The organism is Variovorax sp. GW821-FHT10D07, assembly GCF_059415325.1.
Genome location: NZ_JBWKMZ010000006.1, coordinates 119,730 through 135,069, shown reverse-complemented (window position 1 = coordinate 135,069; position 15,340 = coordinate 119,730). Strand labels below are relative to the sequence as shown.

Genomic DNA, 15,340 nt, shown 5'->3' with positions numbered 1-15,340 from the left:
ATTCCGAGAACAGACAACAACCACCCGAGGAGTAAAGCGCATGCGCAGACGTTCGATGATCGGTGCCGGCCTGGCGGCCGGCCTGTCCACCATGGCCGGTTCCGTCCTGGCCCAGGGGCTGGCCGGCAAGACCCTGAACCTGATCGTTCCCTACCCGGCCGGCGGCGGCTCCGACATCAACGCGCGGCTGGCCGCGCCCGAGCTGTCGCGGCTGCTGGGCCAGCCGGCCGTGGTCGACAACGTGCCGGGTGCCAGCGGGTCGCTGGGCGTGATGAAGGCCGCCAACGGCGCGGCCGACGGCTCGGTGCTGCTGATGGGCTCGCCGATGGAGCTGATGCTCACGCCGCTCACGCTCGCGAGCGCGCGCTACAAGGCCGAGGACTTCCGCCCCATCGGCATGATGGCCGTGACCTCGATGGTGCTGCTGGCGCGCAAGGACCTGGGCGTGGGCAGCGTCGACGAGCTGATCGCGCAGCTGCGCAAGCCCGACGCCAAGGAGCTGAGCTACGGCAGCATCGGCCCGGGCTCGCTCTATCACCTGCTGGGCGAGCGCTTCACGCAGCAGACCGGCACCAAGATGCTGCACGTGCCCTACAAGGGCTTCGCACCGATCATCAACGACCTGCTGGGCGGCCAGATCGACCTAGTGTTCGCGCCGCTGGCCGGCAACGTGCCCGACCTGCTGGATGCCGGCAAGGTCAAGGCGCTGGGCATCGCGGCCGCCACGCCGCACGAGCGCTTCGGCGCCATTCCGCTGATCCGCGCCAGCAAGGGGCTCGACGACTTCGTCTACAGCCTCTGGGCCGGCGCGCAGGTGTCGCAGCGTGTGCCCGAGGAGACGCAGCAGCGGCTGCACGTGGCCTTCAACGAGATGATGCGCAAGCCCGAGCTGCGCCGCGCCATCGAGCTCGGCGGCAGCAAGGTGGCGCCCGAGCAGACGCTGGCCGAGCTGCGCCGCGGCTACCAGGCCGACGTGGAGCGCTACCGCGCGATCGCGAAGTCGGTCAACCTGCGCCCCGAATGAGGGCGGCGGCTGCGGCCCGCGATTTGCCAGTTTTCGATAACGGCGAGCCGGCGCGCGGAGGGAGGATGCGGCCCTGTCCATCCTCCATCGCCAAGGAGCATTCCATGCCCGCCGCTTTTCCTTTTGCAGCCTCCGGCGCGCTGACGCGCCGCCAACTCGTCATCGGCGGCGGCGCGGCCGCGCTGGCCGGCGTGCCCGCGCTGTCGCACGCCCAGTCGAAGACGATCAAGATCGGCTACCTCACGACCTTGTCGGGCGTGCGCGCCAATTTCGGCGAGGCCGACCCCTGGAGCCTGGAGCGCGTGCGCGCCGCGCTGAAGGACGGCCTCACCATCGCCGGCACCAACTACAAGGTCGAGATCGTGGTGCGCGACACCCAGTCCGACGCCAACCGCGGCGCCACGATGGCCAGCGAGCTGCTGCTGCGCGAGAAGGTCGACCTGCTGCTGGTGCAGGACAGCGATGCCGCGCTCGCGGCCGGCCAGCTCTGCGACGTCAACGGCGTGCCGATGGTCTCGACCATGGGCCCGTGGCAGGCCATCACCTTCGGCCGCGGCTCCACGCCGCAGAAGGGCTTTCCGTTCTCGTTCCATTTCTTCTGGGGCGCCGACGACGTGCTGAAGAACTTCTTCGGCATGTGGGAGCCGCTGAAGGTGGAGCGCTCGCTGGGCACGCTCTACATCGACAACGGCCCGGGCCATGCCTTCGCCGATCCGGCCACCGGCATCCCGGGCGGCGCGAAGCAGCGCGGCTACAAGGAGACCAACGGCGGCTTCTTCAAGATCGCGACCGACGACTTCAGCAACCAGGTCTCGAGCTTCAAGGCGGCGCGCGCGAACATCGTCTCGGGCTTTGCCTATGCCAACCACTTCGCCACCTTCTGGAAGCAGGCGCAGCAGTCGGGCTACCGGCCCGAGGTGGTGACCATGGCGGCGGCCTTCCTGTTCCCGAGCGCGGTCGAGTCGCTGGGCGCGGCCGGCAACGGCATGTCGACCGAGGTCTGGTGGACGCCCAACTTCCCGTTCAAGTCCTCGCTGACCGGCCAGAGCGCCAAGGCGCTCGCGGCCGACTGGGAGAGCTCCACCGGCAAGCAGTGGACCCAGCCCATCGGCTACGGCCATGCGCTGTTCGAGGTCGGCATCGCGGCGCTGAAGAACGCGACCAATCCAAAAGACAAGAAGGCGGTGCGCGATGCGCTGGCCAACCTGCAGCTCGATTCGGTGGTCGGGCGCATCGACTTCAAGGGCAGCCCGATCAAGAGCGTGGCCGTCACGCCGATGGTGGCGGGCCAGTGGCGCAAGACCGCCGCGGGCGCGAAGTTCCCCTACGAGCTGGTGATCACGCACAACAGCACCGCGAAGCAGATTCCGGTGGAAGACGAACTCAAGCTGCTGTCGCAGCTCAAGGCCTGAGCGCGCGACGCATGACCGATTGCCTCGTCATCGACGGCCTGTGCAAGCGCTACGGCGAGATCGTGGTGGCCGACGGCGTGTCGCTCGCGCTCGCGCGCGGCCAGTGCCTCGGCGTGGTCGGCCCCAACGGGGCCGGCAAGAGCTCGCTGTTCAACCTGATCACCGGCGTGGCCGTGCCCGATGCCGGCAGCATCCGGCTCGAGGGCCGCGAGCTGGTCGGCCTGCGCGCCGATGCGCGCGCGCGGCTGGGCGTGGCGCGCGCCTTCCAGATTCCGCAGCCCTTCGCGCACCTGAGCGCCTACGAGAACGCGCTGGCCGCCGCCAGCTTCGCGGCGCGGCTGCCGCGCGCGCAGGCCGCGCAGCTGGCCTGGGAGGTGCTCGAGCGCACCGGCCTGGCCGACCGCGCCGAGGTGCCCGCGGGCCGGCTGCCGCTGCTCGACCGCAAGCGGCTCGAACTGGCCAAGGGCCTCGCGGCCCGGCCGCACCTGCTGCTGCTCGACGAGATCGCGGGCGGCCTGACCGAGGCCGAGGTGCAGGTGCTGGTCGCGCTGGTGCTCGAGCTCAAGCGCGACGTGGCGATGATCTGGATCGAGCACATCGCGCAGGCGCTGATGGCGGTGGCCGACCGCATCATGGTGCTGAACTTCGGTCGCAAACTGCTCGAGGACGCGCCGGCCGCCGCGATGGCCAGCCGCGAGGTGCGCGAGATCTACATGGGCGTCGGAGAAGAAGCAGAGGAGGGCGCCCATGCCGCTGCTTGAAGTGCGCGACCTCTGCAGCCACTACGGCGACCTGCAGGCGCTGTTCGATCTCTCGCTCGACGTGGGCGAGGGCGAGGCCACGGCGCTGATCGGCGCCAACGGGGCCGGCAAGTCCACGCTGATCCGCGCCATCGCGGGCCTGGGCCGGCGCAGCCGCGGCACGGTGCGCTTCGACGGCCAGGCCATCGAGGCCGAGCCGGCCGAGCGCATCGCGCGCCGCGGCATCGCGCTGGTGCCCGAGGGCCGCATGCTGTTCGCCTCGCTCACGGTGGAGGAGAACCTGCGCATGGGCGCGCTGTGCGGCCGGGCCGGCCACTGGAACCTGGCCACCGTGTATACGCTGTTCCCGATCCTGCGCGAGTTCCGGCACCGGCCGGCCACGCGGCTGTCGGGTGGCCAGCAGCAGATGGTGAGCATCGGCCGCGCGCTGATGGCCAACCCGCGGCTGATGCTGTGCGACGAGATCTCGCTGGGCCTGGCGCCGGTGGTGATCGCGCAGATCTACCGCGCCTTCGGCGACATCCAGGCGCAGGGCACGGCGCTCTTGATCGTGGAGCAGGACGTGACGCGCGCCTGCCGCATCGCGCAGCGCGTGTACTGCCTGCTCAAGGGCCGCGTCACGCTGGCCGGCCGCGCGTCGGACTTCAGCGCGCAGCAGATCGCCAACGCCTACTTCGGGCACTGAGAAAAGCACCATGGCCTGGATCGAAACCCTCATCAACGGCGTGCTGCTCGGCGGCCTCTATGCGCTCTTCGGCCTCGGGCTGGCGCTGGTCTTCGGCGTGATGCGCATGGTCAACCTCGCGCACGGCGAGTTCGTCGTGCTCGCGGCCTACTTCGCGGTGTTCCTGGCCGCGCAGTTCCCGCAGGTGTCGCCGCTGCTGCTGCTGGTGCCGGTGGCGCTGGCCGCCTTCGGCACCGGCTACCTGCTGCAGCGGCTGCTGCTCAACCGCGCGGTGGCGACCGACGATCCGCTGACGCCGGTGCTGGTGACCTTCGGCATCGCGGTGGTGCTGCGCAACCTGATGGTCGAGCTGTTCGGTGCCGACCCGCGCGCGCTCGACGGCGGCGCGCTGGCCACGGCCGGCTTCGAGATCGGCGGCCTGCGCATCGGCTGGTACCCGGTGCTGGTGCTGGGGCTCGCGGTGCTGGCCTTCGGCGCATTGCAGTGGCTGCTGCGGCACTCGCGCTTCGGCCTGATCGTGCGCGCCACCTCCGACCACCGCGAGATCGTGCGCACCATGGGCGTGCGGCCGCGCCATGTCTACGGCGTGGTCATGGGACTGTCACTGGCCTTCGCCTCGGTGGCGGGGCTGCTGCTGGCGCTGCGCAGCTCGTTCACGCCGTTCTCGGGCGTGGAGCGGCTGCTCGGTGCCTTCGAGGTCGTGATCATCGGCGGCATGGGCTCGTTCTGGGGCGCGCTGGCCGGCGGCATCGCGCTGGGCGTGGCGCAGCTCGCGGGGCAGCGGCTCGATTCCAACGCGGGCGCGCTCTATGCGCACCTGCTGTTCTTCATCGTCCTGATGGTGCGCCCGAACGGCATCGCGGGCCAACGGGCCTGACACCCGATGCGCAACCCATCTCTTCTTCCCTCGATCGGCTTCCTCGCCGCGGCCCTCGCCATCGCCTTCGCGCCCACGGTGGCCGATGCCGGCCTGCTGCGCCTGCTGAGCGAGGTGCTCGTGGTGCTGGCCATGGCCCAGATGTGGAACCTGCTGGCCGGCTACACCGGCCTGGTGTCGATGGGGCACCAGGCCTTCGTCGGCATCGGCGCCTACCTGGTGTTCGTGGTCTCCGACCGGTTCGGCCTCTCGCCCTACTGGATGGTGCCGCTGGCCGGCGTGGGCGCGGCGCTGCTGGCGGCCGCGGTGGCGCCGCTGATGTTCAGGCTGCGCGATGCCTACTTCTCGATCGGCATGTGGGTGCTGGCCGAGATCGTGCGGCTGCTGGTCGCCAAGTTCCCGCTGTTCGGCGGCGAATCGGGCGTGCCGCTGCAGGCGGTGCGGCTGGTCGATGCCGAGACCTTCCAGCGCAACGCGTTCTGGATCTCGGGCGCGATCGGCCTCGCGGCCGTGGCCGGCGTCTACCTGCTGATGCGTTCGCCCTTCGGCCTCGGGCTGATGGCGGTGCGCGACAACGAGCTGGCCGCCACCAGCATCGGCGTGAACGTCTGGCGCAACCGCTTCATCGCCTTCGTGCTCTCGGGCCTGGGCTTCGGGCTGGCGGGCGGTGCGCATTTCATGGGCACGATGTTCGTGTCGCCCGACTCGGCCTTCGACATCAACTGGGTCGTGACCGCGATGTTCATCGTCATCATCGGCGGCATCGGCACCATCGAGGGCCCGCTGATCGGCACGCTGATCTACTTCGGGCTGCGCGAGCTGTTCAACACCTGGTTCGCGATGTCGGGCGGCTGGTACCTGATCGCCATGGGCAGCATCGCGGTGGCCGTGATGCTGCTGGCGCCGCGCGGCCTCTGGGGCCTGGCGCGCGAGCGCTGGGGCTGGCGCGGCCTCAGCGTGCAGCGCCATCCGCCGCACGGGGCGGCATCGATTTCCTCTTCTTCTTCTCCTTCCATTTCCCACACCACCGAGGACGCAACGCATGAAGAACACAGCCTTCTTTCACGATGAACGCACCTTCTGGCACGTGCCGGGCGGGCTGCACGCCCTGTTCCTGCCGGTCGGCGGCTGGGTCCAGCCCATGGCCGGCAGCGGCATGGCCGAGTCGCCCGATTCCAAGCGCCGCATCAAGTCGCTGATGGACGTGTCGGGCCTGAGCGCGCAGCTCGACCTGCTGGCCGCGCCGATGGCCAGCGAGGAGGACCTGCGCCGCGTGCATCCCGCGAGCTACCTCGAGAAGTTCAAGGCCGCCAGCGATGCGGGCGGCGGCGATCTCGGCGAGGTCGCGCCCTTCGGGCCCGGCAGCTACGAGATCGCGAAGCTCTCGACCGGCCTGGCCATCGCCGCCATGGACAGCGTGTTGCAGGGCCGCCACCGCAACGCCTTCGCGCTCACGCGGCCGCCGGGTCACCACTGCCTGCGCGAGCACAGCATGGGCTTCTGCCTGTTCAACAACATCGCGGTGGCGATCGAGACCATGAAGGCGAGGCATGGCGTGAAGCGCGTGGCCGTGATCGACTGGGACGTGCACCACGGCAACGGCACGCAGGAGATCTTCTACGACCGCCCCGACGTGCTGACCGTCTCGCTGCACCAGGAGAACTGCTTCCCGCCCGGCTACAGCGGCGCCGAGGACCGCGGCGAGGGCGAGGGCCTGGGCTTCAACGTCAACGTGCCGCTGCAGCCCGGCGGCGGCCACGTGAGCTACATGTATGCCTTCGAGCGCATCGTGGCGCCGGTGGTCGAGCGCTTCCGCCCCGAGCTGATCGTGGTGGCCAGCGGCCTCGATGCCAATGCCGTCGACCCGCTGGCGCGCATGCAGCTGCATCCCGAATCGTTCCGCCAGATGATGAAGCAGGTCAACGCGCTCGCGGCGCGGCACAGCGAAGGCCGCGTGGTGGTGGTGCACGAGGGCGGTTACTCCGAGGCCTGCGTGCCCTTCTGCGGGCTCGCAGTGGTCGAGGAACTCTCGGGCCACCGCACCGAAGTGCAGGATCCGTTCAGCGACTTCTTCGGCCTGCAGCAGCCCTCGGCGCGCTTCGATGCGTTCCAGCGCGGGCTGATCGACGAGATGGCGACGCTGCACGGGCTCTGAGCGCCGCGCCGGGCCCGGGCTCAGGCGGGCTGCGCGTGCCCGAGCGCCTGGAACGGATGCCAGTGCGAACCGGCACGCTGGCGACTCGCCGGCGCGGGCTTCGACGGCACCGCGCCCGGCGTCTGCATGCGCGCCTCCAGCAGATCGAGCAGCGCGCGCAGCGCCGCGCTGTTGTGGCGGCGCTGCGTGTAGGCCGCGAACAGCCAGAGGTCGCTGGGCATGAAGTCCTTCAGCACGGGCACGAGCCGGCCGCCGTCGATGTGCGGCTGTGCGAGCAGCGCGGGCACGCAGACGGCGCCGACGCCCGCGAGCGCCGCGGCGATCAGGGCGGCGGCATCGTTGGCGTCCATGCGCGCGTTCACGGGCACGCTGTGCGGCTTGCCGTCGATCTCGAAGGGCAGGTGCGCGGGGCCGCCGCCGGCCGAGTAGGCGAGCACCTCGTGGCGGCGCATGTCGTCGGGCACCCGCGGCATGCCGCGCCGGGCCCAGTAGCCGGGTGTGGCGCACAGCACCAGCGCCATCGGGCGCAGCTTGCGCACGATCAGGTTCTCGTCGCCGATGCGGCCCACGCGCAGGGCGACGTCCACGCCTTCCTCGACCAGGTCGATCACGCGGTTGCTCAGGTGCAGGTCGATGTGGACGTCGGGATGCAGGGTGATGAACTCGCCGAGCAGGCCGGGGAAGTCGGTCTGCACGAGGCCGTGCGGCGCCGCCACGCGCAGCCGCCCGCTCGGGCGCGCGCTGTGAGCCTGCAGCTCGTTCTGCGTGTCCTCGACCATCTCCATCAGCGGCATGCTGCGCTCGCGCAGCAGCCGGCCCGCGTCGGTCAGCGTGACCGAACGCGTCGAGCGGTTGAACAGCCGCACGCTGAAGCTGGCCTCCAGCTGCGCGACATGCTTGCTGACGCTGGCCTTCGAGATGCCCAGCATGTCGGCGGCGCGCGAGAAGCTGCCGCGCCTGGCGACCTCGAGGAAGGTGCGCAGGTGCTCGAGACCGTCCATCGAATCCCTGCTCCGTTCAGGACGCCTTGGCGGCGCCGGCCGTGCGCGCGGCCGGGCGCCGCTGCACCAGCACGTGCGTGGTCTCGGTGATGGGCTCGCCGCTGCTGCGGTCGACCAGCACGGGATCGATCTGCCGGCCCGTTTCCTTCTCCTGCAGCACCACGCTCTTGCCCTCGGTGGCGAAGTGCCGGTTGCCCCAGGTCACGAGCGAGAGCAGCACCGGCCGGAAGTCGCGGCCCAGCGGCGTGAGGCAGTACTCGTAGCGCGGCGGGCGCTCGCTGTACTGGCGCTTCTCGAGCAGGCCGTCCTCGACCAGCGAGTTGAGCCGCCGCGTCAGCATGTTGGGCGCGATCTGCAGGCTGTTGACGAAGTCGTCGAAGCGGGTGATGCCGTAGAAGGCGTCGCGCAGGATCAGGATGCTCCACCGCTCGCCCACGCGCTCGAGGCTGCGCACGATGGGGCAGTACTTCATCCGCTGCTCGGGGCTGATGGGCGTGGGGGTCTTCGGGGTCATGGGCGGCTCTTCTTGGAAACGTCGGTGGCGCGGAAGTCGGCGAGACTCAGTGCGCGTCGGCGGACGGTGCCTTCGGCGGCCCGACCTTGCGCATGAGCGGCACCATCGCGGTGGCGATGATGAAGCAGACCATGATGCCAAAGAAAACGTCGGAAAAGGTCAGCGTCAGGGCCTCGCGGAAGGTCAGGTTCCACAGCTGGCGCAGCGCGGCCGAGGCGCCCACCAGCTGGTCGGTGGCGCCCTGCAGCCGGCTGCTCACGCCGTCGAGCAGCGCGGTGGTGGCCTCGTTGCTGCGCGTGAGGTGCTCGGCCAGCCGGTAGAAGTGCAGGTTGGTGCGGTCGTTGAGCAGCGTGGCGCAGGCCGCGATGCCGAGCGCGCCGCCGAGGTTGCGCATCAGGTTGAACAGCCCCGAGGCGAGCTTGAGCCGGTTCATCGCGAGGCCGCCGAGCGTCAGCGTGACCGCGGGCGGCACCGCGAACTGCTGGCCGATGCCGCGCAGCGCCTGCGGCAGCAGCAGCTCGGCCGGGCCCCAGTCGTGCGTGATCGGCGTGAACTGCCACATCGACAGCGCGAAGCACGCCAGCCCGAACATCATCAGCCAGCGCAGGTCGACGCGGTTGGCGAAGAAGGCATAGACGGGAATGGCCAGGATCTGGAACACGCCGGTCGAGAAAACGGCCAGGCCGATCTGCAGCGCGCTGAAGCCGCGCACGCGGCCGAGGAACAGCGGCGTCAGGTAGATGGTGGCGAAGATGCCGATGCCCGTGATGAACGAGAACAGGCAGCCGAGCGCAAAGTTGCGGTCCTTCAGCGCTCGCAGGTCGACCACCGGGTGCGCGTAGGTCATCGAGCGCCAGACGAACAGCACGCCGGCCGTGCCCGAGACCCAGGCCGCGCCCGCGATGGCGGGGTCGCCGAACCAGTCGAGGCGCGGTCCCTCCTCGAGCGTGTACTCGAGGCAGCCGAGGAACAGCGCCATCAGCACCATGCCCAGGTAGTCGGCGTTGCGCAGCAGCGACCAGTCGTGGCGGTCGATCTTCACCAGCAGCGGCACGGCGATGGTCACGAAGATGCCGGGCACGAGGTTGACGAAGAACAGCCAGTGCCACGAGTAGCTGTCGGTGATCCAGCCGCCGACCGAGGGCCCGAGCGTGGGCGCCAGCGAGGCGATGGCGCCGATGATGGCGGCCGCGAAGACGCGCTGCTTGCCCTGGAAGAAGGCGAAGGCGGTGGTGAAGACCAGCGGGATCATCGAGCCGCCGAGGAAGCCCTGCAGCGCGCGGAAGGCGATCATGCTCTGGATGTTCCAGGCGATGCCGCACAGGAGACTGGTGAGCGTGAAGCCCGCGGCCGAGACGGCGAACAGCCAGCGCGTGGACAGCACGCGCGACAGCCAGCCCGACATCGGGATGACGATGATCTCGGCGATCAGGTAGCTTGTCTGGATCCAGACCGTCTCGTCGGTGCCGGCCGACAGGCCGCCGCCGATCTCGCGCAGCGATGCCGAGACGATCTGGATGTCGATCAGCGCGATGAACATGCCCACGCACATCGCCGCGAAGGCCAGGGCCTTGGCGGAGGTGGTCATGCCGGCGGGGTCGACGATCCCCGAGGCGGGCTGGCTCATGGTTCGCCCGCCGTGCCCGTGCGTGCGTTCGCGAGCTGCACGTCGCGCGCATCGACCTCGGCCGTGACCGACAGGCCGGGGCGCAGCAGGCCGAGCACGCCGTCGGCGTCGTCGAGCACGATGCGCACCGGCACGCGCTGCACGATCTTGGTGAAGTTGCCGGTCGCGTTCTCGGGCGGCAGCACGCTGAACTGCGCGCCGGTGGCCGGCGAGAGGCTCGCCACGTAGCCGTGGAAGCGGCGCCCGGGCACGGCATCGGCCTCGACGATGGCGAGCATGCCGGGACGGAAGCGCGCGAGCTGGCTCTCTTTGAAATTGGCGTCGATCCACAGGCCGCGCGCCGGCACGATCGACATCATGTGCGCGCCCGCCGCCGCGAAGGCGCCGTTGCGTGCATTGCGGTTGCCGACCGTGCCGTCGATGGGCGCGCGCAGCTCGGTGTAGCCGAGGTTGAGCCGCGCGATGTCGCGCTCGGCCGTGGCCTGCGCGAGCGCGGCCTGCGCCTGCTGGCGGCGGGTGGCGATCACGTCGAGCTCGCGCTCGGCGGCCAGCTTGCTCGCCTGCGCCTTCTGGCCGTTGGCCACGGCCTGCTTGTAGTCGGCGTCGGCCTTCTGCGCGCTCTGCACCGACACGGCCGCGGTGGCCGAGAGGTTCTGCAGCCGCTGGGCATCGTCGCGCGCGCGCAGCGTCTCGGCGGCGGCGGCGTTCACGCTCGCCTCGGCCTGCGCGATCACCGCCTGCTGAAGGCTGCGCGTGGCGAGCAGGTTGGCCAGCACGGCCTCCTGGCTCGCGACCGTGGCCTCGGCCTTGTCGAGGGCGGCGCGGTAGTCGCGGTCGTCGAGCTTCACCAGCAGGTCGCCCGCATGCACCGCCTGGTTGTCGGTGGCCGCGGCGCTGACGATGTAGCCCGGCACCTTGGGGCTGACGACGGTGATGTCGCCGCCCACGTAGGCGTCGTCGGTGCGTTCGACGAAGCGCCCGCCGTTCCACCAGTGCCAGCCATAGACGGCCGCGGCCAGCACCACGGCGATGGCCGCGCAGCTCGCGACGAGGCTGCGCCCGTGCGGGCGCCGGTGCCGCGGAATTCCTGCCGGGGCCTTTTCAACGGAGGAGTCCGTCATGTGTTGTTTTCCTTGGTCGGATGGGAATCGGGTGGCATGCATCCATGTGGATTGCAATATGCAAGTTACTATACAGTTGCGACTTGCATCGTGCAAGTAACTACCCGATCGACCTTCGAATCCCGCCGCCAAGGAACCTCCATGAACCTCCGCCAGACCCTGTTGCCGATACCGCCCAGCCGCCCGCGTTGGCCCGGCTTCCGCCGGTTGCGCGTCGGCATCGCCATCGCCTCGCTCGGTGTCGCCGCGTGTGCCGTCGGCCCGGACTACGCGAAGCCCGAATCCGCGATGCCCGAGCGCTTCCAGCATGCCGCGGTGCCGTCACCCGCGCCCGAGGTGCAGCTGGAGGCCTGGTGGAAGGGCTTCGGCGATCCGGTGCTCGAGCGCATCGTCGAACGCGCGCTCGCGCAGAACCTCGACCTCGCCGCATCGTTCGCGCGCGTCGCGCAGGCACGTGCCGCGGCGCAGCGCGCGGTGGCCTCGGAACGTCCGGTCATCGCCGTTGACGCACAGGCCGCGAGGCAGCGCCAGTCGCTCGAAAGCCCGCTCGGCGCGCTGGCCAGCGCGCACCCCGGCTACCAGCGCGATGCCTCGCTCTACGACAGCGGCATCGGCGCCAGCTGGGAGCTCGACCTCGCGGGCGGCCTGCGCCGCGGCGCCGAGGCATTCGCGGCCGAAGCGCAGGCGGCCGAGGCCGAGCACGCCGGCGTGCGCATCTCGATCGCCGCGGAAGCCGCCGACGCCTACTTCCGCGTGCGCGCCGCGCAGACCCGCCTCGCGGTCGCGCAGTCGCAGCTCGACACCGACCGCGAACTGCTGAGCCTGGTGCGCATGCGCCTGAGCCAGGGCATGTCGACCGCGCGCGAGCGCGCCCAGGCCGAGGCGCGGGTGGCGCAGGTCGAGGGCACGCTGCCCGCGCTGCAGGCGGAGCGCGACACGCAGCTCAACCGCCTCGACGTGCTGATGGCCGCCACGCCCGGGACGCATGCGGCCGAACTCGCGACGCCCGCCGCGCGCGTGGTGCTGCCCGCGCTGGCGACGGCGCTCACGCCGGGCGAGCTGCTGCGCCGGCGCCCCGACGTGATCGCCGCGGAACGGCGCCTCGCCGCCTCCAACGCCCGCATCGGCGTGGCAACGGCCGAGTACTACCCGAGCGTCTCGCTGTCGGCGCTGCTGGGCTTCGAGAGCCTGCGCACCGCGACGCCGTCGTCGGCCAATTTCCAGCCGCTGGCCGCGGTCGGCCTGCATTGGCGGCTGTTCGATTTCGGCCGTGTCGACGCGGAGGTGGCGAAGGCCGAGGGCGCGAAGGCCGAAGCGCTGGCGCGCTACCGGCAATCGCTGCTGCGCGCCACCGAGGACGTCGAGAACGCGCTGATCCGGCAAGGGCAGCTCGACGCCGAGCGCCTCGCGCTGCTGCAGGAGGTCGATGCCGATGTGCGGGCGCGCGGCGCCACGCAGCAGGCCTACGCGGGCGGTGCGGTGAGCCTGCTGGAGTTGCTCGAGCAGGACCGGCAACTGCTCGCCGCGCGCGACCGGCTGGTGCGCGTGCAGTCCGACAGCGGCCGTGCCGCGGTCGCCACCTTCCGCGCCCTGGGCGGCGGTTGGTAGCGCTTCTGTTCCGCGGACTTCAGAGCAGGTCGGCGCGCAATTCGCGCACGCCGCGGCCCAGGCGCTCGCGCAGCAGCGCGCCGAGCGTGGAGCCATCGGCATAGCCGACCTCGGCCGCGATGGCCTCGAGATCGAGGTCGCTGCCATGCACCAGCGAGCGGGCGCGCTCGATCCGCAGGTCCTGGATGTAGGCCAGCGGCGACTTGCCGAGCACGGCCTGACAGCGCCGTTGCAGCGTGCGCGGACTGGTCGCGAGCGCGCGCGCCGCGGTGTCGAGCGAGAAGCCCTGCTTGAGGTTGTCGCGCGCCCAGCGCTCGAAGCGCAGGATCGCGGGGTCGGCCTGCGCGAGGTGGTGGGGCACGATGTACGGCGCCTGCGAGGAGCGCAGGTCCGCGAGCAGGTAGCGCGAGACCATGGCCGCGAGGTCGGGGCTGGCCTGCTGGATCAGCCACAGCGCGAGATCGAGATGGCCCATGGCCGCGCCGGCCGTCACCACCCGGCCCGAGGGCACCAGCATGCGCGATTCATCGAGCGAGACCTTGGGATAGCGCTGGCGGAAGAGCGGGCCCAGCCACCAGGTCGTGGTCGCCTGGCCGCCATCGAGCAGGCCGGCATCGGCGAGCAGGAAGGTCCCGATGCACGAGGCCGCGATCCGCGCGCCCTGCGCATGCCAGGTGCGCAGTTGCGCCTTGGCCTGGCGCACGTCGGGCCGCGCGAGCGCGGGCACCAGCGATTCGGGAGTCGAGGTGTTCAGCGCCGGCACCACCACCCAGTCCGGCCGCAGGCCCGGCGGTGGCGGCTGCACGGGAATCGCAAAGCCCTGGCCCGAGCGCACGCGCCGGCGCATGCCCACGATCGTCACCTCGAAGGACGGCGACCCGCCCATCTCGCGGGCCGCGAACTTGTTGGCGAGGCCGAGGGCGTCGAGCATCACGGTGAGGCCGGTGTCGAAGACACCGTCGAGGGCGAGCAGGAAGATGTGCATGGCGGAAATGGCGGAAAAGACGTCGATTGCGACTATAGGCATTCGGCGTGGAAGCGGGGCGGAAACCCTTCGGCCAGGTTGGCGGAAATGACCGTGAAGTTGTCGTTCGCGCCTGTTCGGGTTTTTCACGCCGGCGCCTAACCTCGGTCTTCCTCAACAACGCAACGCACTTGCATCAGGAGTCCCCCATGAAAGTCCTCGCCATCGGAACCATCGTCAAGCCGCTCTCGCCCGAGCAACGCCAGCAGGTCATGTCGAAGGAGGTGCCCGACACCCTGCAGCTCTATCTCGACGGCAGGATCGAGCAGTACTGGTACCGCAGCGACAAGCCCGGCGTCGTGTTCCTCATGAGCGCCGAGTCCGTCGAGCAGGCCAAGGCCGCGATCGATGCGCTGCCGCTCGTGACGGGCGGCTTCGCGCAGTACGAGTTCATGCCGGTCGGCCCGCTCGCGCCGCTGGGCCTGTTGCTCCAGGGCCGCTGAGCCACTCGGGATCCTTCTACCCGCCGATCTCGACCACGATCTTTCCCTCCGCGCGTCCCGCCTCGACTTCCTCATGGGCCTGCATGGCCGCATCGAGGTCGAAGCGGCGCGCATCCATCAGCGGCAGCAGCCGGCCGGCCTCGACCAGCTTCGCGGCCTCGCGCAGGATGTGGCCGTGGTGGGCGCGTCCCTTGCCGCTGAGCATCGGCAGCAGCGTGAAGACGCCCGAGTAGGTGGCCGCGCGAAAGGACAGCGGTGCCAGCTTGTGGGTGCCCCAGCCGAGGCAACTGACGACATGGCCGCCGTACTGGCGTGCCGCGTCGAACGAGGCGTCGAGCGTGGCGCCGCCCACGGTGTCGTAGACCACGTCGAAGCCTTCGCCGCCGGTGTGGGCGGCCACGTACTGCTCGACCGTCGTGGTCGTGTAGTCGATCGGCGTGGCATCGAAGCCGCGGATGGTGTCGGCCTGGGCGGGCAGACCGGTGGCATACACCTGCGCGCCGAGCGCGACGGCGATCTGCACCGCGACATGGCCGACGCCGCCGGCACCGCCATGCACCAGCACCTTCTGTCCCGGCTGGGTGCGCGCGCGGTCGACCAGGCCCTCCCATGCCGTGATCACGACCAGCGGCAGGGCCGCGGCTTCGCGCATCGAGAGATTGGCGGGCTTGGGCGCGAGCAGGTCGGCATCGACCGCGGCAAACTCGGCCAGCGAGCCCTGCAGCCCGCCGACGCCGCCGGTGAGGCCGTACACCTCGTCGCCGACGCGCAAGGCCGTGACGCCGGGGCCGACCTGTTCGACCACGCCGGCGAGGTCCATGCCGAGGATCGCGGGCAGCGGATGGCGCGCATGGGCCGCGGCGCCGGCACGGATCTTCGCGTCGAGCGGGTTGACGCCGCTCGCATGGATGCGCACCAGCACCTCGCCTTCGCGCGGCACGGGCCGGGGCACCCGGACGGCCTCGAAGCGGCCGCCGGCTTCGCGCACCACCAGTGCGCGCATCGAATCGTCTTTGGACATGGAGAACTCCTTGTGTTGCTTGCAGAGGCGTCCATTGTTCGATCTTCAAAACTGAACGTAAACTCAC

Annotated in this window: 15 protein-coding genes; 9 read left to right on the top strand and 6 right to left on the bottom strand. The window is 70.6% G+C overall.

Annotation, left to right across the window (positions count from 1 at the left end):
• Positions 1-40 precede the first annotated feature (40 nt).
• The 7 genes from AC07PU_RS19460 to AC07PU_RS19430 all read left to right on the top strand — a co-directional run bounded on the left by AC07PU_RS19460 (position 41) and on the right by AC07PU_RS19430 (position 6,914).
• Positions 41-1,024: a Bug family tripartite tricarboxylate transporter substrate binding protein gene (locus AC07PU_RS19460; protein ID WP_208511778.1), complete on the top strand. Its 984-nt coding sequence runs from the start codon at positions 41-43 to the stop codon at positions 1,022-1,024.
• Between the two features lie 104 nt (positions 1,025-1,128).
• A complete protein-coding gene (locus AC07PU_RS19455) occupies positions 1,129-2,436 on the top strand; it encodes an ABC transporter substrate-binding protein (RefSeq protein WP_431513774.1) in 1,308 nt (435 codons plus the stop codon).
• A gap of 11 nt (positions 2,437-2,447) precedes the next feature.
• The gene (locus AC07PU_RS19450; protein ID WP_431513775.1) at positions 2,448-3,197 is read left to right on the top strand and encodes an ABC transporter ATP-binding protein; all 750 of its coding nucleotides are present in this window, start codon (positions 2,448-2,450) and stop codon (positions 3,195-3,197) included.
• Positions 3,184-3,882, top strand: coding sequence for an ABC transporter ATP-binding protein (locus AC07PU_RS19445; RefSeq protein ID WP_495319628.1), 699 nt, complete (start codon positions 3,184-3,186; stop codon positions 3,880-3,882). The genes AC07PU_RS19450 and AC07PU_RS19445 overlap by 14 nt, the downstream gene beginning before the upstream one ends.
• Before the next feature lie 10 nt (positions 3,883-3,892).
• Positions 3,893-4,759, top strand: coding sequence for a branched-chain amino acid ABC transporter permease (locus AC07PU_RS19440; RefSeq protein ID WP_057590101.1), 867 nt, complete (start codon positions 3,893-3,895; stop codon positions 4,757-4,759).
• 6 nt (positions 4,760-4,765) lie between these two features.
• The gene (locus AC07PU_RS19435; RefSeq protein ID WP_495319625.1) at positions 4,766-5,830 is read left to right on the top strand and encodes a branched-chain amino acid ABC transporter permease; all 1,065 of its coding nucleotides are present in this window, start codon (positions 4,766-4,768) and stop codon (positions 5,828-5,830) included.
• Positions 5,802-6,914: a class II histone deacetylase gene (locus tag AC07PU_RS19430; protein WP_495319623.1), complete on the top strand. Its 1,113-nt coding sequence runs from the start codon at positions 5,802-5,804 to the stop codon at positions 6,912-6,914. The genes AC07PU_RS19435 and AC07PU_RS19430 overlap by 29 nt, the downstream gene beginning before the upstream one ends.
• Positions 6,915-6,934: 20 nt before the next feature.
• Here the strand turns inward: AC07PU_RS19430 and AC07PU_RS19425 are convergent, their stop codons facing one another.
• From AC07PU_RS19425 to AC07PU_RS19410, 4 genes are read right to left on the bottom strand one after another with little or no spacing between them, the layout of a single operon-like run.
• Positions 6,935-7,915: a LysR family transcriptional regulator gene (locus AC07PU_RS19425; RefSeq protein WP_495319621.1), complete on the bottom strand. Its 981-nt coding sequence runs from the start codon at positions 7,913-7,915 to the stop codon at positions 6,935-6,937.
• 16 nt (positions 7,916-7,931) lie between these two features.
• Positions 7,932-8,429, bottom strand: a complete 498-nt coding sequence (locus AC07PU_RS19420) for a winged helix-turn-helix transcriptional regulator (RefSeq protein WP_371268820.1) — start codon at positions 8,427-8,429, stop codon at positions 7,932-7,934.
• 46 nt (positions 8,430-8,475) lie between these two features.
• Positions 8,476-10,056 carry a DHA2 family efflux MFS transporter permease subunit gene (locus AC07PU_RS19415; protein ID WP_495319618.1) on the bottom strand — a complete coding sequence of 527 codons (1,581 nt, stop codon included), beginning with the start codon at positions 10,054-10,056 and terminating at the stop codon, positions 8,476-8,478.
• Positions 10,053-11,177, bottom strand: a complete 1,125-nt coding sequence (locus AC07PU_RS19410; RefSeq protein WP_495319616.1) for an HlyD family secretion protein — start codon at positions 11,175-11,177, stop codon at positions 10,053-10,055. Before AC07PU_RS19410 ends, AC07PU_RS19415 begins: the two co-directional genes overlap by 4 nt.
• 141 nt (positions 11,178-11,318) lie before the next feature.
• On the opposite strand from AC07PU_RS19410, the gene AC07PU_RS19405 reads away from it, so the two are divergent.
• Positions 11,319-12,785 (top strand): efflux transporter outer membrane subunit, encoded by a 1,467-nt coding sequence (locus tag AC07PU_RS19405; protein ID WP_495319614.1) that lies wholly within the window; start codon positions 11,319-11,321, stop codon positions 12,783-12,785.
• Positions 12,786-12,804: 19 nt separating this feature from the next.
• On the opposite strand, the gene AC07PU_RS19400 is transcribed toward AC07PU_RS19405, so the two are convergent.
• Complete coding sequence (locus tag AC07PU_RS19400) at positions 12,805-13,770, bottom strand: GlxA family transcriptional regulator (protein WP_495319612.1); 966 nt, start codon at positions 13,768-13,770, stop codon at positions 12,805-12,807.
• Between the two features lie 188 nt (positions 13,771-13,958).
• Between AC07PU_RS19400 and AC07PU_RS19395 the strand changes: the two genes are divergently transcribed.
• A complete protein-coding gene (locus AC07PU_RS19395) occupies positions 13,959-14,252 on the top strand; it encodes a hypothetical protein (protein WP_093345525.1) in 294 nt (97 codons plus the stop codon).
• Between the two features lie 16 nt (positions 14,253-14,268).
• Here AC07PU_RS19395 and AC07PU_RS19390 read toward each other — a convergent pair whose 3' ends face one another.
• Positions 14,269-15,273, bottom strand: coding sequence for a zinc-dependent alcohol dehydrogenase family protein (locus tag AC07PU_RS19390; protein WP_495319609.1), 1,005 nt, complete (start codon positions 15,271-15,273; stop codon positions 14,269-14,271).
• Between the last annotated feature and the right edge of the window lie 67 nt (positions 15,274-15,340).

Bases quoted from the DNA above. Each gene is read 5' to 3' on its own strand.
- AC07PU_RS19395 (WP_093345525.1), top strand. From the start codon at position 13,959: ATGAAAGTCCTCGCCATCGGAACCATCGTCAAGCCGCTCTCGCCCGAG.
- AC07PU_RS19450 (WP_431513775.1), top strand. From the start codon at position 2,448: ATGACCGATTGCCTCGTCATCGACGGCCTGTGCAAGCGCTACGGCGAG.
- AC07PU_RS19390 (WP_495319609.1), bottom strand. From the start codon at position 15,273: ATGTCCAAAGACGATTCGATGCGCGCACTGGTGGTGCGCGAAGCCGGC.
- AC07PU_RS19400 (WP_495319612.1), bottom strand. From the start codon at position 13,770: ATGCACATCTTCCTGCTCGCCCTCGACGGTGTCTTCGACACCGGCCTC.
- AC07PU_RS19445 (WP_495319628.1), top strand. From the start codon at position 3,184: ATGCCGCTGCTTGAAGTGCGCGACCTCTGCAGCCACTACGGCGACCTG.
- AC07PU_RS19410 (WP_495319616.1), bottom strand. From the start codon at position 11,177: ATGACGGACTCCTCCGTTGAAAAGGCCCCGGCAGGAATTCCGCGGCAC.
- AC07PU_RS19405 (WP_495319614.1), top strand. From the start codon at position 11,319: ATGAACCTCCGCCAGACCCTGTTGCCGATACCGCCCAGCCGCCCGCGT.
- AC07PU_RS19420 (WP_371268820.1), bottom strand. From the start codon at position 8,429: ATGACCCCGAAGACCCCCACGCCCATCAGCCCCGAGCAGCGGATGAAG.
- AC07PU_RS19440 (WP_057590101.1), top strand. From the start codon at position 3,893: ATGGCCTGGATCGAAACCCTCATCAACGGCGTGCTGCTCGGCGGCCTC.
- AC07PU_RS19455 (WP_431513774.1), top strand. From the start codon at position 1,129: ATGCCCGCCGCTTTTCCTTTTGCAGCCTCCGGCGCGCTGACGCGCCGC.
- AC07PU_RS19425 (WP_495319621.1), bottom strand. From the start codon at position 7,915: ATGGACGGTCTCGAGCACCTGCGCACCTTCCTCGAGGTCGCCAGGCGC.
- AC07PU_RS19430 (WP_495319623.1), top strand. From the start codon at position 5,802: ATGAAGAACACAGCCTTCTTTCACGATGAACGCACCTTCTGGCACGTG.
- AC07PU_RS19435 (WP_495319625.1), top strand. From the start codon at position 4,766: ATGCGCAACCCATCTCTTCTTCCCTCGATCGGCTTCCTCGCCGCGGCC.
- AC07PU_RS19460 (WP_208511778.1), top strand. From the start codon at position 41: ATGCGCAGACGTTCGATGATCGGTGCCGGCCTGGCGGCCGGCCTGTCC.
- AC07PU_RS19415 (WP_495319618.1), bottom strand. From the start codon at position 10,056: ATGAGCCAGCCCGCCTCGGGGATCGTCGACCCCGCCGGCATGACCACC.